General features: G+C 38.3%; 24 protein-coding genes and 1 other RNA gene. 15 read left to right on the forward strand and 10 right to left on the reverse strand.

All coding sequences use genetic code 11. The features are described from left to right. Nucleotides 1-75: 75 nt before the first annotated feature. On the reverse strand, nt 76-696 hold the full coding sequence (grpE, locus tag R3X26_RS12625; protein WP_317717686.1) for a nucleotide exchange factor GrpE: 621 nt from the start codon (nt 694-696) through the stop codon (nt 76-78). Nucleotides 697-872: 176 nt separating this feature from the next. Between grpE and nadK the strand changes: the two genes are divergently transcribed. The 3 genes from nadK (at nt 873) to bamE (ending at nt 4,118) form a co-directional block, all read left to right on the forward strand. Next, nucleotides 873-1,757, forward strand: coding sequence for an NAD(+) kinase (nadK, locus tag R3X26_RS12630; RefSeq protein ID WP_317717687.1), 885 nt, complete (start codon nt 873-875; stop codon nt 1,755-1,757). A gap of 144 nt (nt 1,758-1,901) precedes the next feature. Continuing rightward, nucleotides 1,902-3,563, forward strand: coding sequence for a DNA repair protein RecN (gene recN, locus R3X26_RS12635; protein WP_317717688.1), 1,662 nt, complete (start codon nt 1,902-1,904; stop codon nt 3,561-3,563). Between the two features lie 195 nt (nt 3,564-3,758). Continuing rightward, entirely contained in the window at nt 3,759-4,118 is a 360-nt protein-coding gene (gene bamE / locus R3X26_RS12640) for an outer membrane protein assembly factor BamE (RefSeq protein ID WP_317717689.1), read from the forward strand. A 75-nt stretch (nt 4,119-4,193) separates the two neighbouring features. On the opposite strand, the gene R3X26_RS12645 is transcribed toward bamE, so the two are convergent. Both R3X26_RS12645 and R3X26_RS12650 read right to left on the reverse strand, forming a co-directional pair. Further along, the gene (locus R3X26_RS12645; RefSeq protein ID WP_317717690.1) at nt 4,194-4,532 is read right to left on the reverse strand and encodes an RnfH family protein; all 339 of its coding nucleotides are present in this window, start codon (nt 4,530-4,532) and stop codon (nt 4,194-4,196) included. A gap of 15 nt (nt 4,533-4,547) precedes the next feature. Then, complete coding sequence (locus R3X26_RS12650) at nt 4,548-4,976, reverse strand: SRPBCC family protein (RefSeq protein WP_317717781.1); 429 nt, start codon at nt 4,974-4,976, stop codon at nt 4,548-4,550. A gap of 117 nt (nt 4,977-5,093) precedes the next feature. Between R3X26_RS12650 and smpB the strand changes: the two genes are divergently transcribed. The 6 genes from smpB to R3X26_RS12680 all read left to right on the forward strand — a co-directional run bounded on the left by smpB (nt 5,094) and on the right by R3X26_RS12680 (nt 9,762). Continuing rightward, nucleotides 5,094-5,579, forward strand: a complete 486-nt coding sequence (gene smpB / locus R3X26_RS12655; RefSeq protein ID WP_317717691.1) for an SsrA-binding protein SmpB — start codon at nt 5,094-5,096, stop codon at nt 5,577-5,579. Between the two features lie 69 nt (nt 5,580-5,648). Then, nucleotides 5,649-6,015: a transfer-messenger RNA gene (gene ssrA, locus R3X26_RS12660) on the forward strand. 512 nt (nt 6,016-6,527) lie between these two features. Then, nucleotides 6,528-6,998, forward strand: a complete 471-nt coding sequence (locus tag R3X26_RS12665; protein ID WP_317717693.1) for a virulence RhuM family protein — start codon at nt 6,528-6,530, stop codon at nt 6,996-6,998. Beyond that, nucleotides 6,958-7,800 (forward strand): hypothetical protein, encoded by an 843-nt coding sequence (locus tag R3X26_RS12670; protein ID WP_317717694.1) that lies wholly within the window; start codon nt 6,958-6,960, stop codon nt 7,798-7,800. Before R3X26_RS12665 ends, R3X26_RS12670 begins: the two co-directional genes overlap by 41 nt. Before the next feature lie 133 nt (nt 7,801-7,933). Beyond that, on the forward strand, nt 7,934-9,295 hold the full coding sequence (locus R3X26_RS12675) for a type II toxin-antitoxin system HipA family toxin (RefSeq protein ID WP_317717695.1): 1,362 nt from the start codon (nt 7,934-7,936) through the stop codon (nt 9,293-9,295). Continuing rightward, nucleotides 9,280-9,762, forward strand: a complete 483-nt coding sequence (locus R3X26_RS12680; RefSeq protein ID WP_317717696.1) for a helix-turn-helix transcriptional regulator — start codon at nt 9,280-9,282, stop codon at nt 9,760-9,762. The genes R3X26_RS12675 and R3X26_RS12680 overlap by 16 nt, the downstream gene beginning before the upstream one ends. 308 nt (nt 9,763-10,070) lie before the next feature. On the opposite strand, the gene edd is transcribed toward R3X26_RS12680, so the two are convergent. Together edd and R3X26_RS12690 are read right to left on the reverse strand one after the other, a co-directional pair. Beyond that, complete coding sequence (gene edd / locus R3X26_RS12685) at nt 10,071-11,861, reverse strand: phosphogluconate dehydratase (RefSeq protein WP_317717697.1); 1,791 nt, start codon at nt 11,859-11,861, stop codon at nt 10,071-10,073. A 44-nt stretch (nt 11,862-11,905) separates the two neighbouring features. Continuing rightward, nucleotides 11,906-12,436 (reverse strand): gluconokinase, encoded by a 531-nt coding sequence (locus tag R3X26_RS12690; RefSeq protein ID WP_317717698.1) that lies wholly within the window; start codon nt 12,434-12,436, stop codon nt 11,906-11,908. A gap of 231 nt (nt 12,437-12,667) precedes the next feature. On the opposite strand from R3X26_RS12690, the gene R3X26_RS12695 reads away from it, so the two are divergent. From R3X26_RS12695 to R3X26_RS12720, 6 genes are all read left to right on the forward strand, one after another. Further along, nucleotides 12,668-13,117: a TRAP transporter small permease gene (locus tag R3X26_RS12695; protein WP_317717782.1), complete on the forward strand. Its 450-nt coding sequence runs from the start codon at nt 12,668-12,670 to the stop codon at nt 13,115-13,117. Between the two features lie 47 nt (nt 13,118-13,164). Continuing rightward, a complete protein-coding gene (locus R3X26_RS12700) occupies nt 13,165-14,478 on the forward strand; it encodes a TRAP transporter large permease (protein WP_317717783.1) in 1,314 nt (437 codons plus the stop codon). Between the two features lie 24 nt (nt 14,479-14,502). Next, a complete protein-coding gene (locus tag R3X26_RS12705; protein WP_317717699.1) occupies nt 14,503-15,471 on the forward strand; it encodes a TRAP transporter substrate-binding protein in 969 nt (322 codons plus the stop codon). A 22-nt stretch (nt 15,472-15,493) separates the two neighbouring features. Continuing rightward, a complete protein-coding gene (locus R3X26_RS12710) occupies nt 15,494-16,258 on the forward strand; it encodes an SDR family NAD(P)-dependent oxidoreductase (protein ID WP_317717700.1) in 765 nt (254 codons plus the stop codon). Nucleotides 16,259-16,531: 273 nt separating this feature from the next. Beyond that, nucleotides 16,532-16,948 carry an RbsD/FucU family protein gene (locus R3X26_RS12715; RefSeq protein ID WP_317717701.1) on the forward strand — a complete coding sequence of 139 codons (417 nt, stop codon included), beginning with the start codon at nt 16,532-16,534 and terminating at the stop codon, nt 16,946-16,948. A gap of 395 nt (nt 16,949-17,343) precedes the next feature. Then, nucleotides 17,344-18,882 carry a diguanylate cyclase domain-containing protein gene (locus R3X26_RS12720; protein ID WP_317717702.1) on the forward strand — a complete coding sequence of 513 codons (1,539 nt, stop codon included), beginning with the start codon at nt 17,344-17,346 and terminating at the stop codon, nt 18,880-18,882. Between the two features lie 199 nt (nt 18,883-19,081). On the opposite strand, the gene R3X26_RS12725 is transcribed toward R3X26_RS12720, so the two are convergent. The 5 genes from R3X26_RS12725 to R3X26_RS12745 form a co-directional block, all read right to left on the reverse strand. Next, entirely contained in the window at nt 19,082-19,465 is a 384-nt protein-coding gene (locus R3X26_RS12725; RefSeq protein ID WP_317717784.1) for a Rid family detoxifying hydrolase, read from the reverse strand. Nucleotides 19,466-19,482: 17 nt separating this feature from the next. Then, nucleotides 19,483-20,709 (reverse strand): aromatic amino acid transporter, encoded by a 1,227-nt coding sequence (locus R3X26_RS12730; RefSeq protein ID WP_317717703.1) that lies wholly within the window; start codon nt 20,707-20,709, stop codon nt 19,483-19,485. 57 nt (nt 20,710-20,766) lie between these two features. Continuing rightward, nucleotides 20,767-22,176: a tryptophanase gene (locus tag R3X26_RS12735; protein ID WP_317717704.1), complete on the reverse strand. Its 1,410-nt coding sequence runs from the start codon at nt 22,174-22,176 to the stop codon at nt 20,767-20,769. Between the two features lie 605 nt (nt 22,177-22,781). Then, nucleotides 22,782-23,993 carry a GGDEF domain-containing protein gene (locus R3X26_RS12740; RefSeq protein ID WP_317717705.1) on the reverse strand — a complete coding sequence of 404 codons (1,212 nt, stop codon included), beginning with the start codon at nt 23,991-23,993 and terminating at the stop codon, nt 22,782-22,784. An 82-nt stretch (nt 23,994-24,075) separates the two neighbouring features. Continuing rightward, complete coding sequence (locus R3X26_RS12745; RefSeq protein ID WP_317717706.1) at nt 24,076-25,197, reverse strand: ABC transporter substrate-binding protein; 1,122 nt, start codon at nt 25,195-25,197, stop codon at nt 24,076-24,078. Nucleotides 25,198-25,320: the final 123 nt, after the last annotated feature.

A 25,320-nucleotide genomic window follows, 5' to 3' on the forward strand; every position in this document is an offset into this window, starting at 1 on the left:
CTGCCACAGGCAGTCCTTTTATTATTAAGCGTGACTTATTACTCGACTAATTAATAAGTCCATCACCCATTATTTTTATTTAGACACCATAACCATTGCTGGACGAATCACTCGACCATTCAATTCATAGCCTTTTTGCATCACAAACATTACCGTATTAGGTTCATGATCGGCGCTTTCTTGAATAGACATTGCTTGGTGGAAATCAGGATTAAACGCTTCACCTTCTGGATTAATTTCTTTTAAACCAAATTTAGCAACGCTATCGGTAAAGGTTTTATGCGTCAGTTCTACCCCTTCAAGTAAAGGTTTAATCGTCTCATTTTCAGAATCTGCGGCTTGAATAGCGCGTTCTAAGTTATCAATAACAGGTAACAGTTCTTCAGCGAATTTATTTAAAGCGTATTTACGTGCTTTATCAATTTCTTGCTCAGAACGGCGACGCATATTTTCAACTTCCGCTTTTGCGCGAAGTACTGATTCTTGTTGCTCTTTTACTCGCTTTTCACTTTGTAGCAAAGCGGCTTCAAGTTGCGCAATTTTGGACTCTTCTATATCAATGGCCTCTTCTTCATTCCAATCGATATCACCTTCAGAACCAACTGCATCCACTTCAACTTCACTTTCTTGGTTATCTTGATCCATTGCTTCCTGGCTCAGTTCTTCTTCGTTAATCTTATTCTCTTCTTTACTCATGATATCTCCTGACTACGGAATTCAGTTTTTAACACAAATTATAATATTTAAGCAGCACAAACGCTCAAACTTAAATAAAAAACTCGCGTATTGGATTTAGTTGCCTTTATTATGGGGATTGATATTAATGATTCAAGCGTTAAACGCTTCCTTTCATCTATAATTGGATTATCTGCATGAAAAAGCCTTTTAAAACCATAGGTATAATCGGAAAACCAAGAAACAAGAAAGCCATACAAACTCATAACGAAATGTTTCAATGGCTAACGTCAAAGGGCTATGACACCGTTATAGATGATCGACTACAAGGGATTCTTGATAATATCGATGCAAAATATTTTACTAGTCTAGTTGATATTGGCTCTAAAGCAGACCTCGCTATTGTCGTTGGCGGCGACGGCAACATGCTTGGTGCTGCGAGATTATTGTCGCGTTTTGATATATCCGTTATCGGTGTTAACCGAGGAAACTTGGGGTTTCTAACCGATCTCAACCCAGAAGAATTTGAAATAGCCTTAGAGAAAGTCCTAACTGGAGAATATCTCGAAGAAGATCGCTTTTTACTTGAAGCAGAAGTCATTCGACATGATCAATGCCGCAGCAATAACTCTGCACTCAACGAAGTGGTCTTGCATCCAGGAAAAATAGCTCACATGATAGAATTTGAAGTCTATATTGATGACAAATTCGCTTTTTCACAACGCTCAGATGGGCTAATAGTATCGACACCAACAGGATCAACTGCTTACTCGCTTTCTGGCGGAGGCCCTATTTTATCGCCCAGTTTGAACGCCATTTCAATTGTTCCGATGTTTCCGCACACGTTATCAAGTCGACCTGTCGTCGTAGACGGTAACAGTCGAGTTAAACTGGTGGTTTCACCTGACAATCGAGGAACTCAAGAAATAAGTTGCGATGGACAAGTTTCATTACCCGTTTCTCCTGGTGATGAAGTGCATATTTTTCAAAGCAATAACAAACTTCGATTAATACACCCAGAAGATTACAGCTATTACCATGTGCTAAGAAATAAATTAGGTTGGTCAAGCAAGCTTTTCTAATTCAACTGAGCAATTTACCTACATAAAAGGTAATCATGCTAGAAAACTGCTCATAAAAAAATCACCCCGACCACTTTACTGTATAGAAAAACAGTATATACTGTTTTTCTATACAGTATCTTTTAATTGTACAGGGTGACTAAAATGCTAGCTCACATAAGTGTAAATAATTTTGCGATTGTTAAATCTCTTCAGCTAGAACTTTCAGCTGGGATGACGACCATTACAGGTGAAACAGGTGCAGGTAAGTCTATAGCTATTGACGCACTTGGTTTATGTTTAGGTGAACGAGCAGATACCGGTATGCTTCGTCAAGGGGAAGATAAAACAGAAGTCAGCGCCGCTTTTCAACTCGACAATAACATTCACGCTACGCGCTGGTTGCAAGATAATGAACTGCTCGATGGCAATGAATGTATTTTACGCCGTGTCATTACCAAAGATGGACGTTCACGAGCTTTTATTAACGGCAGCCCTGTCCCCTTATCTCAATTAAAATCTCTTGGCCAACATTTAATCAATATTCATGGCCAGCATGCTCACCACCAATTAATGAAAAGCGACTATCAATTATCTATGCTAGACCAGTATGCAGGGCATTCTGAATTGATCAATAAATCTCGTGTTCATTATCAACAATGGCGTCAAGCCAAGAATGCCTTAGATGATCTGAAAAGAAATAGCGAAGAAAACCAAGCAAGGAAACAACTTTTAGAATATCAGATCAAAGAGTTAAATGAGCTTTCTCTAACGGAAAATGAATTTACAGAATTAGAACAAGAATACAAACGGTTAGCCAATAGTGGCCAGTTAGCAACAAATTGCCAATCGGCTATTTTATCGTTATTTGAAGGTGAAGAAGTCAATGCCTTACAGCTATTACAGTCTGCGAATCAATCCGTTATTGAATTAACCGAACTGGATAAAACATTATCTTCCGTCGCACCTATGTTAAACGAAGCGATGATCCAAATAGAAGAAGCCAGTAGTGAACTGCGCCACTATTTAGACAAAATTGAAATGGACCCAGAGAGAATGGCGTATGTAGAAGAACGCTTTTCGAGCATCATGTCCCTCTCTAGAAAGCATAATGTGATAGCCGATGATTTATACGCTCATCACCAAGATTTGTTGCAACAAATACAAGATCTAGATTGCTCCGATGAAAAACTCGACACCTTAGCCTTAGAGGTTGACAAAAAACATAGCACCTTCATCACTAGCGCAGAAAAACTAAGTAAATCAAGAAGCCGTTACGCCAAAGAACTGAATAAACTAATTAGCCAAAGCATGCACGAATTGAGCATGGAAAAAGCCAAATTTTGCATCGCCATTGAGCAAGACCATAATCGTACTTCCCCACTAGGCATCGACTTTGTGAGCTTTTTAGTGTCCACCAACCCTGGCCAACCTTTGCAGCCTATCGCAAAAGTAGCCTCTGGCGGTGAGTTATCAAGAATATCACTAGCAATTCAAGTTATCACCGCTCAAAAAGTGGATACCCCTAGCCTAATTTTTGATGAGGTTGATGTCGGTATTAGTGGTCCTACCGCTGCGGTTGTCGGCAAAATGTTACGTAAATTAGGCGAATCAACCCAAGTATTGTGCGTTACCCATTTACCACAAGTGGCAGGATGTGGGCATCAGCAATTATTTGTTGCTAAACAAACTAAAGCGGGTAAAACAGAAACACAAATGCATGTTTTAAATACAGAGCAAAGAATCTCTGAATTAGCCCGATTACTAGGTGGAAGTACAATAACCGAATCGACAATGGCCAATGCAAAAGAATTACTCGCGGCTTAGCGGAAGAAAAAATAGCGTGTTGTTTATTGTTACTATTTTTACCGTTAATTTTTTGCAGCGAATATTTTGCAACCAATAGTGAAATTCGTGGTCATATATTCAACTTGAGGTAATACCTCTTTTACTTCTCAGCCAACCTTGTTTATTATCTGGCGAGTTTTAGTGAATACATTTATTAATAAAGAATATCCAACTATGCAATTTAACAAATGGTTAGCCGCTGTCCCTCTAGCCTTAACATTACTCACCGGCTGTTCGCTGGCAGAAAAACTGGTCTACCGTATTGATATCAATCAAGGTAACTATGTTGAACAAGATTCTGTAGATAAATTAAAATTCGGCATGACTAAAGAACAAGTTCGCTATGTACTTGGCTCCCCCATGTTAGTTGAGAATGGCTACCCAAATACTTGGTATTATATATATCACCACAAAGAAGGTCATAACGATCCAATTCAGAAAAATCTATTCATAAAATTTAGTGATACAGGAACACTGTTAAGCTTGGAAGGTGATTTTCCTTCTGGAGAGAACTTCTTTGAAGGTTTAAATTAGTAACAAGCGAGCTACTACGATTATCCCCATTAAAGTGAGGATAATCGAATCAACTAAATCGCGATTAACTTTGTATTAATCGCTGTTCTTACGCCTTTCATTGGGCTTTCCACCTGTAACCGGATCAGCACTACCTTTCGCTTTTGCCTGCTCTGCTCTTTTACGTCGTATTTCTTTAGGATCAGCAAGTAATGGTCGATAAATTTCTATACGATCTTTATCTCTAACCGTTACATCCAATTTAACATTACGGCTAAACACCCCTACTTTGTTCTTTTTGAGATCAATTTCAGGATACATATCTAATATTCCAGAATGCTTAATAATCTCTTCAACTGTAAGGTTTTTATCCACTAACTGAGTTAACACGCGTTGTTCATTTGGCAGTGCGTACACAACTTCTACTTGAATCACGCTAAACCCCCTTAATTAGTAAACCTGCTTGGCTCGTTGAGTAAACGCATTAACCATATTATTCGTTAACTCATTAAAGATCCGTCCAAACGCTATTTCTACCATTTTACTAGAAAACTCAAAATCCAGCTTAAGTTCAATCTTACAAGCGCTTTCATCAAGAGTTGTAAAGTACCATCCACCTTTGAGTGACTTAAAAGGCCCATCAACTAACTCCATTAAGATCACCGCGTTCTCAGTCAAATTATTGATGGTAGTAAAACTTTTGCTGATACCAGCTTTAGACACATCCACCGACGCTTTCATTGCATCTTGAGTTTGTTCCAAAACTTTAGAACCAGAACAACCTGGCAAAAATTCGGGATAACGACTTACATCATTAACTAGATCATACATTTGCTTTGCACTAAATGAGACCAGTGCTGAGCGTCTAACTTGTGGCATAAAATCTCTCGTCACATCCATTCCTTGCTAATTAACAAGGTTTTTTATTATTTATCAACACGAAAACTAAAAATAAGATTTCCCCAACAGAGGGGCAATCCGTATAATGTCGCCATTATGGCAAAGAAAAATTCAAAATCCAAAACTACGAGCAATACAATTGCTCAAAATAAGAAAGTTCGCCACGAGTACTTTATCGATGATGAAGTAGAAGCAGGCTTGGAACTTCAAGGTTGGGAAGTAAAATCACTTCGCCAAGGTAAAGTTAACATCGCAGAAAGTTATGTGTTTATGCGCGATGGTGAAGCCTTTATCAGCGGAATGACGATTACTCCTTTAAATCAAGCATCAACTCATATTGTTGCTAACCCTACACGTGTCCGTAAGCTTCTGTTATCAAGAAGAGAACTGGATAACTTGTACGGGCGAATCAATCGCGAAGGTATGACACTCGCCGCACTTGCACTTTATTGGTCACGTTCATGGGTCAAAATTAAAGTTGGTGTAGCGAAAGGTAAAAAACTTCATGATAAACGCACTGATATTAAAGAAAAAGATTGGGCTCGCGATAAAGCTCGTATAATGAAGAGTAAATTGCGTTAATCTTAACCACTTGAACGTGCAATGGCTAGACAGTGAGTACTATTCTGTTACTATGCACGTTAACCACTTGGGGCTGATCCAGGATTCGACGGGAATGCTGAAGTCTGAGGTGCATGCCGTGGGGCGGTTTGCCACGTAAAAAGCCGCAAAAAAATAGTCGCAAACGACGAAAACTACGCACTAGCAGCTTAATAACCTGCTGAGAGCTCTCTTGCCCTAGCTTCCGCTTGTAAGACGGGGAATAACAAGGGATCAAACCCAAACTAGCTAGCCCGGATTTTCCCTCCTGAGAGAAAAAGGGCGAATAATAATTCAGGATAGTCAATTACTAGCGTGTCGGTTCGCAGGTAGTTGGTGAATGTAAAGATCGACTAAGCATGTAGTACCAATGATGAATGATTTCCGGACGCGGGTTCAACTCCCGCCAGCTCCACCAATTGGAAAGAAAAAGGCTTGTGAATCAATGATTTACAAGCCTTTTTTGTATCTCCTTTCAAAGCATTTCCACCATTTAGGGGTTAATTATTCAGGTGAGCCACATAGGTGAGTCACATAATGACCACAAATAATTTCCTCTAACTCAACAGATTTCATACCTTTTACTTTCGTCAGCGCACTCCTTGTAGTGCCATACTAATACTTCTCAAATCACAAAAGTTACGGTTGTAAAATCACCTAATTGCATATCTAGTGGTATAATCAACGCAATTTTTTTCTCATAAGTGCTGATTTCCCATATCCCAAGATACGACTAACAACAACCCCTTCTCTACAAGGGCAACAAAAAATTGCTGATTATTTGGATAATAAAGAGAAGGTGTTTTCAACTTTAATTAGTAGGTCACAGTCAACGATCAATTTGATAAAAGAGCGCAAAACTGCCCTTATCTCAGCAGCCGTGACAGGCAAGATTGATGTTCGTGATTGGGATGTTCAGGGGGATAAAAAATGAGCAATGAACTCCCCCCACCCCAAGGGCAATTTATCCTCTTTCAAAGTGCTGAAGGTAATGCACAAGTTGAATGTCGTTTTGAAGCCGATAACCTGTGGCTCACTCAACACCAGGTTGCAGAACTTTATCAAAAAACAGTTCCTACGATTAACGAACACCTCAGTAATATCTACAAAGAAGGTGAAATTGAACAAAATGCAACCATTAGGAATTACCGAATAGTTCGCCAAGAAGGTTCTCGTCAAGTATCTAGAGATGTGGCGCATTACAATCTGGATACGATTTTAGCGGTGGGTTATCGTATCCGTTCTAAGCAAGGCACACAGTTTCGCCAATGGGCGACCAACACCCTCAAAACCTATTTAACCAAAGGTTTTGTGATGGATAATGAACGCCTAAAAGGGCCAGAAAACAGCCAATATTTTGATGAGCTGCTTAATCGCATACGTGATATACGTTCAAGATAAAGGCTATAACAACGTTAATGCAATGGTGGCGTTTTCTGGCGAAATAAATAACCCAGAAGAGATCTTGGCAGAGTTTAAGGTTTACTTCCAAACGGCTGAACTGGCAGGCGTATCTGATCCAAACATTGTTTATGACCTAATGAAAAAGCTCAATCAAGTTGGGATCTACCAGTGGTTTGAAGTAGAAGCGTTTGTTGATGCGTATAACAACAAACAAGCAAACCAAGCCAAACTTGCCAATCTATGCAAACCTGCCGTTGATCGTTTCACCGTTCGCTATAAAGAAGCCACTCAGGTGCTTCAATCGGCACAAGCTGAACTTTCCAAAGCGAAAATAGAGAAGAACGACAACAAGATTAAGTTTGCAGAAAACAGCGTCAAACACGCCAAAGAAGCACGAGATGTTCTGGAAGTGTTTAAGAAGGATTTAATCTCTTTCTATCGCTACTATGAGTTTACATCTCAGATCGTCAATTTTGAGGATTACGAACTAGAAAAACTCAGCATCTTCGCCAAGCATCTACACCCACTTTTGCGTCTTGATATTATTGAAGATGATGTGGATTTATCAGATGTGGTAATGACGCACTACCGACTGCACGAACAACGAGAAGCAGACTTACAACTTGGTGTTAAGATTGGTGAAGAACCTAAACCTTACCTACCAGCGGCAAAAGAAGGCTCAGGCGCAGCACCTAAAGATCCAAAAACTGATTTTCTTAACGAAACAAACAATTACCCCCCACTCCCTATCGTAGCTTTCATAGCTAAAACCATCCATTCTGCTCATCAACAATTTTGACTTACAGTCTATGAGTAATTATTTACTCACAAAGAGTATCTTCACACATTAATGAGTAAAATTTTACTCATTACTTGAAAAAAACTGACTTTAAGAGTAAAGTTTTACTCATTGATAAGTAGAGGTGTTGTCGATGGAAGAACTAACCGTACAAGCTTTTATCAGAGGTGAATGGATAGATATTGGTATCATCTCATTCCCTAAAAGTAGCCAACATAATTTCCGAGTGACTGAACTCAACTACCTCAGCGACTATGCGCTAGAACATCACGATAAAGATGACTTTCACGCGGTTTCACTAAACCATCCTGTCTCATTCTTTTTTGATGACATGGGTAAACCTGGATGGTTAAAGTTTCTGGACGATATTATGCCTAGTGGCGCTAGTAGACGATACTGGGTCAAACATCTAGATATTGAAGACCTTAGTTCTGATGAACAAGACTATGTTTTGCTCAAGTTTGGCACAATGTCGCCTATTGGTAACTTAAGAATAAAAGACTCTCTTCCTGAGCGCTACGAAGTAGCAGACAACCTGTACTTCTCTGCTGATGATGTTAAAAATCGAGCAGGTGATTTCCTCGACTATGCACAACAAAGAGGGGCAGCCGCAGGTGGTGCAACAGGGGCTGGAGGTGAAGCGCCAAAACTGATCCTCCGATGTGGTTTCGATCATGGATCTGGCAGCGAAAAAATATGGATTGATCCATACCAAGATGACAATAGCAACCACGACTTACATTACTTAGTAAAGTACCCTAGAGGCTCAAAAAGCACCATCGACTGTAATATTCTAAGAGCTGAGTTCTACTTCTACCACGAGCTAACTGAAATGGGAGTTGAAACGATCTCCACCGACGGTATGCGCTTAGAGGAAGGATTAAACTACCCTTCCTTATGGCTTCCTCGATTTGATGTTCAAATTATTGATCAACAAATAGAGAGATTTGGCATGGAATCGGTGTATTCCATTTTGAACAAAGGCGTTGGGGTCACTCTTGATCACGAAACAACAATCCGAACTCTCATAGAAAAAATTACTAAAAGCAATATGGTTAAACACCAAGGGTATAGGTTTGATACCCAAGCTTTCGTCATTGAATGGGTGAAGAGAGATCTACTCAACATCTTGTTTGGTAATAGTGATAACCATGGCAGAAACATTTCATTCTTAAAAAGTGATGGAGTCATAAAGCTTGCTCCCGTTTACGACTTCGCACCAATGAAAGCTGATCCTGAAGGCATTCCAAGAACAACAAAATGGAAAGCCCCACTAGAGGTTGGCGGAACTTACGACTTCGTAGGAATAGCGGACACCTTATCTGATCTCGTGCCAAAAGAAGTGTTATTACAAGAGCTAGAGGTTATTGCAAGTAAATGCATTGACTTAAAGCAGAGACTAGCGTTACGAGGAGTTCCAGAACAAATCTTGGAGATGCCAGCCGTTGGACTTAATCATATATCAGAAAAAATCACTAAATGGGGGCTACTATGAATAAGCCAAGCAATAGAGAGTCCGTACAAGATACGGTGGCTCGTCTAAGAGCAAACCGAAATCAACATCAACCCAAGACTGAGACGAATGCAACTCATTCTCTTAAAGAACGATCGCAACTTAATACTCCGACTAGATCGAAAACCTCAAAAAACGCCAAAGCAGTAAGTGCAGCAGAACGCAAAACCGAGGCAAACAAAATCATCAAACACTTATTACTTGGAGAGCTAACACAAGGCCAAGCGTTGAAAAGTTTACGCATTAATATACTGGGACTCAAACAGGATGTGTTCGCAAGACTTGTCGATGTCTCAAGAAAAACACTCTCAGATATAGAGAATGATCGGGGCAGCTACAATACAGAGATTCTCAACAAGGTATTCAAACCATTTGGCTTAAAAGTCGGAATGCTCCCGTCTTCTCCCGATGTGTTAAAATCGCTACTAATAGATGGTGAGGCTGTATAAAATATCCTGTATCAGCTTTTTTGTTTTAGATTGAATTGTCATAAGAACTCAATCTTTTTAAATGAATTAGAAATATGTAGACGCGGGGTCAGTTCCTTTTGAAGCAGGAAATTGATGTAACACCATATTGATAACATAGATATAAGTTACTGAATTCATGAAAATTGACACATCAAGTCAACTCCCGCCAGCCCACTAATGCATTGGAAAGGGCCACCTTCGGGTGGCCTTTAAATCTAACTGTCTGTTAATACTATTGGTACCCGTTAATTAGGCTTTATCCACACACCCACACACACAACGCAAAGCTATAAAATACTCGCACCTGTTTCTGCGCTAGACACATTTTGTCTAAACACAGTGAATAACTCCCTGCCCATGCCTATATGCTCATTAGTCTCTGGGAATATTACTGCTTCTCTTGTAGCAAGATCCGCCTCTACCGATATGGTGCCATTTTTAGCATCAAGCGTCATAATATCGCCATCAACTAATTTAGCTAAAGGGCCTCCTTTAATTGACTCTGGAGACATATGAATGGCAGCAGGAACTTTACCAGATGCGCCAGATAAACGGCCATCAGTAACTAATGCCGATTTGTAACCCGCTTGCATTAAATTGCCTAAAATTGGCATCAGTTTATGCAATTCAGGCATGCCATTGGCACCTGGGCCATTGTGACGAACTACCACTATCAAATCTTTGTTTAGCTCACCAGCATGGTAGGCTTTTTCTACATCATGCTGAGATGAAAACACCCGAATCGGCGCTTGTGTATAGTAATTTTCTTTGGCTACCGCACTGACTTTTATTACGCCACGGCCAATATTACCATCCAGCACTTTCAACCCACCTTGATGAGAAAAAACCTCATTACTGGCAGCAATAACTTGATTATCTAAACTTGATTCGGCAGGCGAATACGTTAATTTGCCATCAATCAAAGACGGGCGACACAAATAATCTTGCATGCTACCGTAAATTGGCGTGGCATCCATGTGAAGCAAGTCTAATTCATGTAAGCGCTTCATCAAGGTTGGGACACCACCTGCTGCTTCAAAAGCATTGATATCGGCAGGGCCATTTGGGTACATTTTGGTAAGTTGCGGTACCACATCTGAAAGCGCATCAAAATCATCCCAACTTAAAATAAAACCGGCTGCTTTAGCGATAGCGACCATATGAATAGTGTGATTGGTACTGCCTCCAGAGGCGAGTAACGCCACCAAACCATTCACTAACGATTTTTCATCCATCACCTTACTTATTGGACGAAATTCTGTTGAAGTTCGATTGGCGATTTTGACAACTTGTAAGCTCGCCATTTCAGTTAAGGCGGATCTCAACGCGGAACCCGTCGCAACGAAAGCTGAACCGGGTAACATGAGTCCCATGGCTTCAAACACAAGCTGATTGGTATTCGCCGTGCCATAAAAGGTGCAAGTGCCCGGTGAGTGATAGGCATTGCATTCCATTTCGAGTAAAGCGTCTTCACCCAACTCTCCCGCAGCATGTTGTTGGCGAATTTTTACTTTCTCATTGTTAGAAATACCAGTCGACATTGGGCCTGATGGAATAAAAAGTGTCGGCAAGTGGCCAAAAGATAGCGCCCCAATAATCTGCCCCGGTGCAATTTTATCGCAGATACCGAGTAATAATGAACCATCAAAAGCGTTATGACTTAAACCAATAGCCGTGGCTTGAGCAATCAAATCTCTGGAAAACAAAGACAAATCCATACCATCTTGGCCTTGAGTAACACCATCACACATGGCAGGCACACCTCCGGCTACTTGAGCGCTATGCCCTGCTTGCGACAAGATGGTTTTAATGGTGTCGGGATACTCTTTATAAGGTTGATGAGCACTGACCATGTCATTATAAGCGGTCACAATGCCAATATTCATGGTGGTAAAGTCAAGTAGTGAACTTTGAGTGCCACCACAAGCCGCAGCAGTATGAGCTAAATTGCCACAAGATAACTGGGATCTTGATTTACCTTGCTGGAGATAATAATCCACTTTATTAAGGTAATCTTGGCGTGTTGTTTTACTTCTTTGCAAAATGTTGTTGGTAACTTCTAATACTATGTTATTCATACTGCGACTCTTTAATTCCTTTTAACCTTATATACATAAAGACATTAGCGACGTTCACATGCGGCGACTTGATCAACACAACGCTGAACTACGGTGTCAAAATCACCATCGATATCAATTTTAAACACGTTAGTTTCATCGGCAGTGGGCAGCTCTAATGCATCGAACTGTGTTTGAAGCAGAGAAATAGGCATAAAATGGTCTTGTCTTTCTTGCATCCGTTGTTTGATCAACTCAAACTCGCCGTGAAGATGTAAAAAGATCACATGACGATTCCCTTCGCAAATCTGATGGCGATATTTTCTCTTTAAAGCAGAACAGACAATGACCCCCACCTCTTTTTTAGATTCAATACTAAATACGGCGTCACGAATTCTTTCCAACCACGGATCTCTATCCTCATCATCTAACGCATTGCCGGATGACATTTTCAAAATATTCGCCCTCGGATGCAGGTCGTCACCATCAATAAACTTAGCGCCAATTTTTTGAGCTAAGGCGCTTCCAATCGATGACTTACCTGTACTTGAAACCCCCATAACAATAAAAACTTTCCCTTTTAACCATTTATTCATTTTATGACCTTTATCTCACTTTAGGCATCTTGTGGTTTTTATCATACCACGTTACGGGTAACATGTTACCCGTAAAATAAATAAATGTGATTTTGAACGCATGAACAGATAAATAAATGAGAGAACGAGATTATCTTATTTACTGAAATACTTGAGGGGTAACCAATGTATTTGTTTTCATATGGAATTGAGATAATAACAAAAATATTAGCTCGATTTCTAACTATATTAATGTGGCTGATAGTCGTAACAGTTGTATGGCAGGTATTTACACGATTCCTAACTGATTCGCCATCCACTTTTACAGATGAACTGTCAAGATACTTAATGATTTGGATTGGAGTTCTAGGTGGCGCTTATACGTTTGGATTAAAAAGACACTTAGCCATTGAATTATTAATCACAAAAGTAAAACAAAAAGAAATGTTGGCTATTTTTATTAATTTAATGGTCATGTTGTTTTCTAGCATTGTTTTTATTTACGGTGGATTAAATGTTTCTAGTCGAGCATTAGAATTCAATCAAATATCACCAAGCATTAGTCTATTCGGCAGTTCATTGAAAATGGGGTATGTCTACTTAGTTGCACCTCTTTCAGGTTTTATTATCAATTTATATGCGGTTTATGACATTACAAAACTGACTAGAACTATCGTTAATAATAAAAAGGCGGATGGTTAATCATGACTTTATTAGATTTAATCTTCACACAAAACTATATTGACACAATGCCGGATATTGTTTACAGCTTAATACCAGTCGTTGTTTTATTTGGTTCGTTGGCTATATTTCTTGTTATAGGAATGCCTATTGCATTTGGTATCGGTTTATCCTCTTTGCTGACCATTTTTATCGATTTCCCTTTGGACAAAGCAGCAAGCCTCAGTTCACAACAACTTCTTGGTGGGCTAGATAATTTCGGGTTGTTAGCGTTACCCTTTTTCATCTTTGCCGGTAACTTGATGAACTCAGGTGGTATAGCGAAAAGGCTGATTAACTTTGCTATGCTAATTGGTGGAAGACTTCCAGGCGCGTTATGTCATGTGAATGTTATCGCTAATATGATGTTTGGATCACTGTCAGGTTCTGCCACGGCATCAGCTGCTGCGGTTGGTGGTTTGATGGGTAATTTGCAAGATGAACATAAATATCCAAAAGATTTTTCCGCTGCGGTAAATATTGCCTCATGCCCTTCTGGTGTATTAATTCCGCCATCCAACGTTTTAATTTTATATGCACTGGTTAGTAGCTCTTCTGTGCAATATTTATTCTTGGGTGGATATATTCCAGGATTAATGTTTGGTTTAGCCGTTATGCTTGGTGTTACTTTTTTTGGTAAAAAATATAAAGTACCGCAACAAACAGTAAAATTAGACCAACCTGCCTATAAAGTTATTATTGATGCTATCCCAAGCCTATTTATGGTTGTGATTATTATGGGTGGTATTGTTGGTGGCGTATTTACCGCGACAGAAGCCTCTGCAATTGCTGTGGTTTATAGCTTAATCCTTGGTTTTATTTATCGAGAATTAAAAGTTAAGTATTTAAATAAAATCGTTATCGATAGCATCATTATTACTTCTATTGTTTTACTAATGATTGGAACATCCAGTGCAATGTCTTGGGCTATGTCTAATGCTGACATCCCTCAATTTATCGCTGAATTTGTATTGAACTTTTCAACCAACCCAATTGTTATATTAATTCTGATGAACATTATATTTCTTATTGTAGGAACCTTTATGGATATGTCTCCTGCAATATTAATTTTCACACCAATTTTATTACCAATTGGTGTGCATTTAGGAATGGATCCGGTCCATTTTGGCGTCATGATGGTATTTAATTTATCTATTGGTATTTGTACTCCACCTGTCGGCACAGCATTATTTGTTGGCTGTAGTGTTGCAAATCAAAAAATAGGTCAAGTAGTTCCTAAATTATTACCGTTATACGTTCTAATCGTCCTAGCACTAACACTTGTTACCGCATTTCCTAGTTTGACGATGTGGCTACCAAGATTAGCTGGTTACCAAGGATAATTTAAATTTAATTAAGGAATCTTTATGAAGTTATTTAATGCTAAAAACTTATTGTGCGCCGGGATACTAATGACTGCTGTGTCATTTAATGCCTCTGCTCAAAGAGTAAAACTTGGCCATGCAATGCCACTCGACCACCCAGTGCACGATTCATTAACTTGGTTTGCCGATCAAGTAAGTGAAAGGACTAGCCTAAAAGTTAAAGTGTATCCAAACTTAACACTAGGAAAAGAAGAAGCAACGCTGCAAATGGCTCAAGACGGAACATTAGCGTTTACTAAAATAGGAACCGGCTTAGCATCTGCATTTTCACCTCAATACAAAACTCTCGCTTTGCCTTATTTGTACAATAGTGAAGCAGACGCACGAAGGATCCTTGGTGGCCCTGTCGGTGACGAAATTCTACAATCTTCTGAAAAAGATGGCTTTATCGGCCTTGCTTTCTTAGTAAGTGGTTCTCGTGGTTTCTATACCAAAGAGAAAGTAAGTGGACCTGAAGATGTAATGGGATTAAAAATCCGAGTTCAAAGCTCAACCATTGATATCGATACTATGAAAGCACTTGGCGCAAGCCCAGTTCCAATTTCATCTGGTGAAGTTTATTCAGCAGTACAACAAGGTGTGGTTGATGGTGCTGAAAATAATATCCCAACATACTATTCAACACGTCTTTATGAAGTTGCGCCATATTATGCATTAGATCAACACTCAATTAGCCCTGATCTTTTAGTGGTATCAACCGAAGTGTGGAATGGTTTATCAGAAGAAGATCAAAAAATCATCCGTCAAATCGCGAAAGAAACGCTTGCTGTCCACTATAAATACTGGGATGCATACATCGAAAAAGCCAAACAAGATATTGTTAAACAAGGTGGCGAAATTGTTGATGTAGATGTTTCTGCCTTCAAAGCAAAAGTATCTGGTGTGTACGATAAATTCAGAAAAGAATACCCGGATCTAGTTCCAACATTAGACAAATTACAAGAAAAATAATTACCATCATTAGGAGAGAATAATGGGTTCATTAGTAAGAAAAAAAGTATTTATTACCGGTGCAGAACAAGGTATTGGTTTTGCGACTGCTAAAGACTTAATCGAGGCTGGATGTGATATCTATATTCATTACTTTATGGGTGATGAAGGTCCGAAAGAGCTAATGAAATTAGCTGAGTCAAAAGGTCAGAAAGCCACTATTGGTTACGCCGATTTAACGAATGCGGAAGAAACAACCAAGTGCATTAATGAAGCCGCTGAATTTTTAGGTGGCATCGATATTCTAGTCAATAATGTTGGCGGCATTATCGCAAGAAAATGGTTAGCTGAAATTGATCAAAAGTTCTGGAATACGGTAATAGATGTCAATATGACTACTATGTTAAATGTAACCCAAGCGGCTCTTCCTTATTTAAAAGAGGCAAGTGATGGTGCCAGTATTGTAAACCTTGCATCTTTAGCTGGACGTTGTGGTGGGCATTCTGGTTCTCTCGTGTATTCAATGACTAAAGGAGCGGTATTGACTTGGACTCGTTCTTTAGCTGCTGAACTGGGTGAGCATGGAATTCGAGTTAACGCAGTTGCTCCAGGGTTAATTTTAGGCACAAGATTCCATAATACTCATACCACTGAAGAATCAGCTAATGAAACAGTGAAAGGTATTCCTCTAGGCAGAGCAGGTACATCTGAAGATGTTGCTCATGTAATCACTTATTTAGCTAGTGAATACAATGGCTTTGTGTCTGGTGCGACTATCGACGTTAATGGTGGTGTTTACAGAATGTAAAAACACGCTTACAACATACCCATTTAACGTGCAGTAATGTTGGTCGCTCTCTCAAACCTCATTATATAGTCCGCTATATAATGAGGTCTTGCTAGCTTAACCATCTATCTGCAGGTTTGGGTATATAAGGTGAGTCTATTTAACTCATGCCTAAACGAAATAACATGTTCCCACATCACTATTAGATATTTAATAACCCTAATTAAAAATTGAATACATATTACCTTATAAGAACAAGGTATATATTCGATATAAAATACAAAGAGAAATATTATGATAAAATCAAAAGTTATTCATCCCGAGCTATTATATCATTTATCTAGATGTGGTCATAAAACTAAGATACTTATAGCTGACAGCAACTACTCTTTTGTTACTAATTCTCCAGACAATGCCAACATTGTTTATTTAAACTTAACAAAAGGACTGGTCGATAGCCCAACAATATTAGATTTAGTGTTGTCACAAATCAATGTTGAAGCCGCAACTATGATGATTTATCCAGAAGATTTTGATAATACGGTTATCCCAGAGTATAAAGCAATCTTACCTGATGACATTGAGATCAATCATCTAGAAAGATATGAATTTTATGACATGGCCAAATCGGATGATACCATGTTAGTTATCGCCGCAGGGGAACAACGTCGGTTTGCCAATTTAATATTAACCGTCGGTGTGGTTTTTTAATTATTCATAGCAAATAACTACGTATAAAGTGAGCGATTGTCATTTTCTACGTAGTTTGTTTTTACTTTAGTTTTATCATCATAGAGCCGTGAACAGTCTTAAGCTAAACTCCGCTACTATTCTTTATATAATTAACACTTCCAAATCCTCACAACACTGAATTTTGTATTGAAACCATTACAATCAGATATGGAATTAGCCTGCATCATAAATAAAAAATCAAAATCGACTAAAATATATAATAAATCTATTACCAACCACCACTAGATGTTGAACGAGCGCTTCTTCCTCGCCATGATTACTTACTGCAAGATTGAAGTTAAATCAATCTAATGTATGCTATAACAACTAAAATCAGAAAACGCTCCAGTGAAGATAATTAGAATGGTTCTAAAATGTTTGAGTTAGATATTCGTACTCTACTTGTTGTAACAACACTTGTCTCAATTGGTTCTGCTGTGGCTCTAATTTCTCTGTGGCGTTCACAGTCTCAACCCAATGGTGCTGGATTTTGGGCGTTAGGAATGTCCTGTGTTGCTGTAGCCAGTGTATTAATCTCAGGGCGAGGCATTATTTTCGATTTCATTTCCATCGTTATCGCTAACTCTGTGTATGTTATCGGCTTTTTGCTTATATTACGTGGCATTCGTATTTTTACTAATCGACCTCCCTTACTCTTTCTTGATTATTCTTTACCGGTTATTTCTGCCCTGTTTTTCTATTATTTCAATTATATAGATCAGAATATAAATATTAGAATAGCGGTTATTTCCACTATGTTCGTAATAATTTGCTTCACTATTGTTAGTACATTATTAAGTGATAAAAATGCACCTTGGCGACAAGCAGGAACAACGGTCGCAGCCGTTTTTGGTTTATTTGGTTTATTTCATGGATCACGAGGAGTATTAGCATTACTCACCCCTTTCGAATACGATTTCATGCAGACCAGTATCTCTTCCTCATTGGTCTTTTTAGGTAGCATATTCATTCTTGGCGGCAGCGCTATAACACTAATCTTATTAACTCATTCCACTTTACAATCGAAATTACAAATCGCTTCGCTTGCTGTTAATCAATCCGCTTCATCGATTATTATTACCGATACAAATGGCACCATTAGATATGTTAATCCCGCTTTTACAGAGAAAACTGGCTATTTACCGCAAGAGATTATTGGTAAAAACCCTCGTATTTTAAACTCAGGTGAAATTCCTGCAGAAGAATACGCTACGCTTTGGAAAGAGCTTTCTGCAGGTAATACTTGGCGAGGAGAATTTCATAACCGTAAAAAGAATGGTGAGTTATTTTGGGAAATAGCGTCGATAGCGCCAGTAAAAAGAAAAAATGGCAAAATAACTCACTTTGTTGGAATGAAGGAAGATATTACCGCGCTGAAAAATGCGGAACAACGTATTCTACATATGGCAAATCATGACACTCTTACTGGCTTACCAACACGAAGACTTTCGATGGATCGCTTAAAACATGCCTTGGCGTATGCCAAAAGAAACGAGACTAAAATGGCGGTTCTATTTGTTGATCTCGACGATTTTAAAGCCATTAATGATATTCATGGACATGAGATAGGCGATAAGGTACTAAAAGAGACCGCAAACCGACTTCGTACTTGCGTACGCGAAGCGGATACCGTATCTCGCATTGGTGGCGACGAATTCTGGCTTTTATTGACTAATATTTCAGATAAAAATTGTGTTATAGCCATAGCGAATAAGTTAATTGAAGTGGTAACAGAACCGCACAAACTAGCCGATCAAGAAATAACTATTGGTGTTAGCATTGGTATAGCCCTGTATCCAGAGCATGGAGTAGAACCTCAAGAACTCGTGAACCTAGCTGATCAAGCCATGTATGGGATAAAACGCCAAGGAAAAAACAATTATTCATTCTCTGAGACCATTCGTTTTACTTAGTCGAGTTAAATTGCAGTGACATTAAGCAATAACACACCCTATTCCATTCAAGCGTATTTTATTTAACCTACACTGTTGGCGAAAAAAAGACATACCACTTACATAGTATGTCCTTTGTTATTGAAGAGTTATCGCCTTACCGTTGTTATTTTACTTTTACTTTTGCTGAGTATTGTTTGATCGCAGAATCAAGTCAGACTTATCGTAAGGCAATAACTTCTATTTCTATACCAGCATCTAAAGGAAGACGAGCGACCTCAACACATGAACGAGCAGGATAAGCTGCCCCTTTTTGTTCAAAAAATGATTGGTAAGCTGCGTTGATTACTGGAAAATCATTCATATCTTTTACAAATACGGTTGTTTTTACAATGTTATGTATATCCAAGCCTGCTTCTGTAATAATCGCTAGTGCATTATTTAAGGATTGTAACGTTTGCTTTTCAATTCCGTCAGCCATTGCTTTAGTTTCTGGATTAATAGGTAACTGACCAGACGTCATCACAATATTCCCTAAGTCGACACCTTGTACATAAGGTCCAATAGCGGCTGGAGCATATTTAGTATTAAGAACTGTCATTATGTTTTTTCCTCGTTTAATTAACCATTAAATGTTGGCAGATAGCCCATCATAGATAAACAGTGGCATGTTGCAGTAAAGAGACCGAATCCAATCAGAACATAAATCAACACATTTCCACCCGGTGCTTTAAACCCTTCTTCTGGTACTCCATCACTTTTATGTTTATTTCTTACTTGACGAATTAATAATGCTGGAATAATACATGTCCAAATGGTCGCGACTGCGCCAGCGTAGCCAATAGCTATAACAAAACCGAACGGAAATAATAGTGAAAGAACAAGGGGAGGAATGAAAGTAACGGCCCAAGACTTAGCTCTTCCCTGACGGCTATTTTCAAATTTAAAGAAGTCAGCAAGAAAGTCAAAAAGCCCCAGACCGACACCGATAAATGAGGAAAGAATAGCGGCCATTGAAAATGCACTAATAGCGTTGGATACTCGATCAGAGTCAATAACCGTTCCTAAAGCAGCTAATAACGCATCAACATCTCCCCCTTTTTCAATAACAGGTCCAAATTGATCACGAGGTAAATTGCCGTAGATAGACACAATCCAAAGAATATACAAAGCTAAAGCGATTAAAACTCCGAACATTAGAGCTTTACTCGCTTTGCGTTCACATCCATAGTAATCTCGCATGGAAGAAACTGAGTGATGGTAACCAAAAGAGGTGAGAGCAACAGAAAACATACCAAGAGAATAAGTACTATAGCTTCCATCTGTATTAGCTGAATCAAACAATACGCTCAAATCAACCTTGGAAGCTAATCCGGAAACACCAAAAATGAAACTCAGAGCCATGAAAAAAATCAATATGATTGATATTCGGTCGACCGCTCGAGTTGAATGCCAAACAATAACCGAAAAAACGAGCACAAATAGAACAGAGGCTAACTGACTATTAAGACCTAATACATCTTGAAGAATTAAACCTGAAGTCGTGATGTAAGCATACAACAAAATACCACCGACGAAATATACAGCGATATTATTAACAACATTAACTTTTTCCCCCAATAAATCTTTTGTTACCGTATCAAATGAAACTTTAAAATCGTATTTTTTAAACGTTTCTAACAGCATCCAACCAGACAGTGTCATTAATATCATCGTTAATACAATGACGAATATCCTCCAGTTAGTCCAAGCTCCAACACCAGCACTAGGTAAACCTAGCATACCAGCACCTACGCAGACACTTGCAATAATGCAAGAGCCGCCAATTAAAGATGGTTGTTTTTTCATGGATAAAGTCCTAGAAAATAAAAAAAGGGAAGCATAAGCTTCCCAAACTAGTCGAATTTATTTCACTTCTTCTAAACGCGCTGTAAAGTGACGCAATACTGCTGGTTCATAAGTGAGATATAAACCTTTCACTGTATGGGTGTTCTCAAGCACATCTTTAAAGGCATCAACAATATAATCACAATGAGATTTAGTTATCGTCATACGCGGGATAGTCAAACGTAATAATTCCATTGGCGCTTCAATTTGTTTTCCACTGGCGTCTCGACCCAGTAGTAGTGACCCAATTTCTACTGCGCGAATTCCGCCAAGCTCGTATAACTTACAAGCCAGAGCATGAGCGGGGAACTGTTCTCCAGGGATATGAGGTAATAAACGACCCGCATCAACGAATACAGCATGGCCTCCTGCAGTTTGGCAAGGCACTCCTATTTTTTCTAATTCATTTGCTAGATAAGCAATTTGGCTGATGCGGTAAGCCAGATAATCTTGATCTTGACCATCATATAAACCTCTGGCTAATTCTTCGATAGCTTGACCAGATAAGCCTCCATAAGTAGGGAACCCTTCCATAGGAACACAACGAGATCGACACTCAGTAAATTCGGCCAGATAAGTGTCATCTTTAACGCACAGCAAGCCACCAATTCGAACCATTGCATCTTTCTTAGCTGACATTGCTAACATATCAGCGTACTGGTACATCTCTTTAATAATTTCAGCGATAGATTTATCTTGATAACCTTTTTCACGCTGTTGAATAAAGTACGCATTTTCGCAAAAGCGAGCTGAATCCATAATGACAGGAATATCAAAACGTTGTGCCACTTCATAAACTGATTTCAGGTTTGCCATTGAAACAGGTTGCCCACCTGCAGAGTTATTTGTGATTGTCGATATGATGGTATAAACGTTTTCTGGTCCTTTTTGTTCAATAGTTGTAACTAGCTTATCGATATCAAAATTACCTTTGAACGGATGATAAGTCCCCGTATCCATACATTCATCAACCACAACATTTATAGGTGTTGCACCATTAATTTGTGTATGACCCTGAGTTGTATCAAAGTGCCAATTTGATATAGAAACGGGATCTGTCATTCCTTTTTCACGTTTACGTTTTTCAATAAGAGTTGGGATAATTAACTGCTCAGCACCACGACCTTGGTGAGTCGGTATAGTGTGTTGATAATCAAAAATATCTTCAACTGCTGCTGATAATTTATAATAAGATTTTGAACCAGCGTAAGCTTCATCACCTAACATTCCAGCAGACAGCATTGTGTTAGTTATAGCCCCAGTACCGGAATCGGTTAATAAATCAATAAATACATCTTCCGATCTCAATGCGAATGGGTTCATTCCAGATACTTTAATAGCTTGTTGGCGCTCTTCTAATGTTTTTAAAACAATAGGCTCAACAACACGAATACGGAATGGCTCTGGTAAATGTTTTATATTACTCATAATAGTACCTTTAATTAATTTTGGCATTAGCAGTCAGACACTGTTAAAAATAACAATGCTAATAATTTTAAATGATTTATTTTTTAGTTATTACTTAATAAAATAAAAACCAACGACTCTAAAAATAGAACTTGAGCATAGTTTAATTTAAATATTAATTAAGAAATGACAATTTAATATGAATATTTTTGGAGTGTTATTCTGATGAAAGAAAAAAGGAAAGTTGATGATCAACGTTGTACCATGCTAAAAGGGAAAGTAATGGATATGAATGCCATTTAAGATATAGACTCATCTTTGTACTCCCCTGTAAACCGACGTACCAAACAATGACGAAGAGTATCTTATAACTTAAATTCTAACTCCACATCGGTTATCGATAAGTGTGAGCAAAACATAGAATAATAATAAATATAAAGTTAAAATCACAATATGCGTCTCAAAAATTAAGTATCAAAACACCTATAAAAAAAACAAAACCAATCTAAGGAAAATTTAAGAAACTATTAATTAAATATAATAAAAATTATATTTAAAATAAATAGTTCATATCATTGATATAAATAAGGGATACTATTTATTAAACATATAAATAAAATGGGACATCAACTCACTTCTACTCTATTGCGACCCAATGCTTTAGCTTTATATAAAGCATCGTCAGCTCTTTTTATGAGATCGCTGGCTTTTTCTCCGTGCTTATATTGGGCAACACCAAAACTTACCGTGATTGAGTGTGATTCTAAAAAAGGAAATTCTTGTACTATCTTACGAAAGTTCTCCGCAACAAGGGCAGCCTGCTCACAATTTTGTCTGGGCAACAGTACTAAAAATTCTTCTCCTCCCCATCGACCAATTACATCTGACTTACGAAAAGAGTTCCTAAACAAAATAGCCAAAGATTTAAGAACATCGTCTCCGATTAAATGCCCATAGTTATCATTGATCTCTTTGAAATAATCAATATCAATCAGTAGGATAGAAAATGAATACAGATACCTCTGTTCCATGTTAATTTCTCTCTCTATCACGTCATCCAATCTAATTCGATTCGCCAACCCAGTAAGACTGTCGCTACGAATACCGATATAAGAGCTTTTCAACGCAAACAACATCTGTTGAAAAGAATAAGCGAGTGAATGTATCTCGTTTTTACTTGCGTCGGAAGGCCTCATATTGAAAGGAAGTTTTTGGAAAGAATTAAGCATTTTATCTATTCGTTTCTCTTTCGCTTCAAAACTAGAGCTCACCTCTTCTTCTTTACTTAGTTGCATTGTATTTTGCAGTTGTTGAATAGGACTCATAACAAAGCGAACTAATATGCTATTAATTAACCATAAAAGAATGATCGATAAAGAGAGAATTGAAGCGAAAAAAATAAGAATAATATTATTCGTTTGTTTTTGAATTTGCGCGATAGAGTACTCTATGTTCCAAAAGCCAACTCGTTCTCCATAAGCAATAATTGAGCTGTCGAAACGTAGAATACTGCGTTTATTGCTTTTACCGAGCTCCATCATCGTGGTGGAAGAGAGCGTCAACAATGTTTTATCATCGAGATCTTGGCGGAATTGGTTATCGGAACTAACGAGAAACTGTCCAGAATCATCATAAACACTAATAGCGAGAATATTAATATTCTCCGAGTCTATTATTGATGTTAATGAATCCTGAATAGCAAGAGTTTGATTAGAAAAAATTTCATTGCCGATGGATGCACTATGTTGTGTAGTCAGTTCTTGTAGAGAGGTTTGAATATCTTTAATGACTATATTACGCCGCACATTTTCATACAGAATGAGTATGCTTCCAAACACAATCGCCACCACAACTAACGTTACAATTATTGTGATATTGATTCTATACCGTATACTCCTGTCATTATTCATAAGGAATAGTTTAGCCTTGATCTGGTTTTATCGTAGCGACTATGTTGGTTTTACCATCGGTTATTTTAATCATTAACATCTGCTTTATAGCGTCTCCATTCTGATCAAATGTAATATCGCCAGTAACTCCTTTATAATCTGTTGTTGCTGCAAGTTCATCACGTATTGCTTTACGATCTAAAGAATTGGCACGTTTAATTGCAGCAAATAATATCATTGCTGCATCGTACCCACCGGCAACATAATCGGTAATTTCATAATTAATGCTGTAACGTTCTACAAAATCTTGCGCTTCTTTTGTTTCTAGATTTTTATTCCAATGAGATGAATAATAACCTTCTTCTAAATCTTGTCCTCCGTAAGCGATAAACTCTTTATAAGACCAAGTATCTCCACCCATCATCTTAGCTTTTATTCCCATTTTACGAGCCTGTTTAACTATATAACCACTTTCACCATAGCCAGGAATAAATAACAAATCAGGCTTTAAATCTTTCACTCGCTCTAACTCTGTTGTTAAATCTGTTTGTTGAGTTTTGTAGTTATATATTGCGACCACTTCTCCTCCCATTTTTTGGAAGTCATTTTGGAAAACTTCAGCAAGACCAATACTATAATCGCTTTTTATGTTCTGTAAAATAACAGCACGTTGGCTGTTTAAATGATTCGCTGCAAAGTTCGCTAGTATTTTTCCTTGCCAAGTATCGGACACACAAGCTCGAAAAATATAGTCACCTATTTTAGTTAGCTTCGGATTGGTAGAATCTGGTGAGATCATCGGCACTTGCATTTTTTGTAAGTACGGAGCGATAGCTAATGAGTGAGTACTCCACGAAGCGCCAATAACAGCAACAACATTATCTTTAACTGCTTGTTTTGCTGCTAATAAACTTTGTATAGCAGTACTATGATTATCGTATTCTAGGAGTCGGACTTTTTTGCCAAGTATTCCTCCTTTATTGTTTATCTCATCAACAGCAAACCGTACTGCCTGAAAAAGCACCAAGTTTTCTTCTGCAGCTTCTCCTGTCTTAGCAAAAATAGCCCCAATCTTTATTTCATCAGCGGCTTGAACTGCAGGAAATGGATAACCAACTGAAAATATAAACAATAATGTTAAAAATCTAATCAAAATATGGTCTCTAAAAACTCATCTATCGCTTCAAGCTAGCATACTGTAACCGGTTTTACCAACACCATAATAAGCTTTGTACATAACCGAATATAGAATGACAAAAAAGCCAATAGACTAAAT

This window comes from Vibrio sp. TH_r3 (assembly GCF_033101115.1).
GTDB lineage: Bacteria > Pseudomonadota > Gammaproteobacteria > Enterobacterales > Vibrionaceae > Vibrio.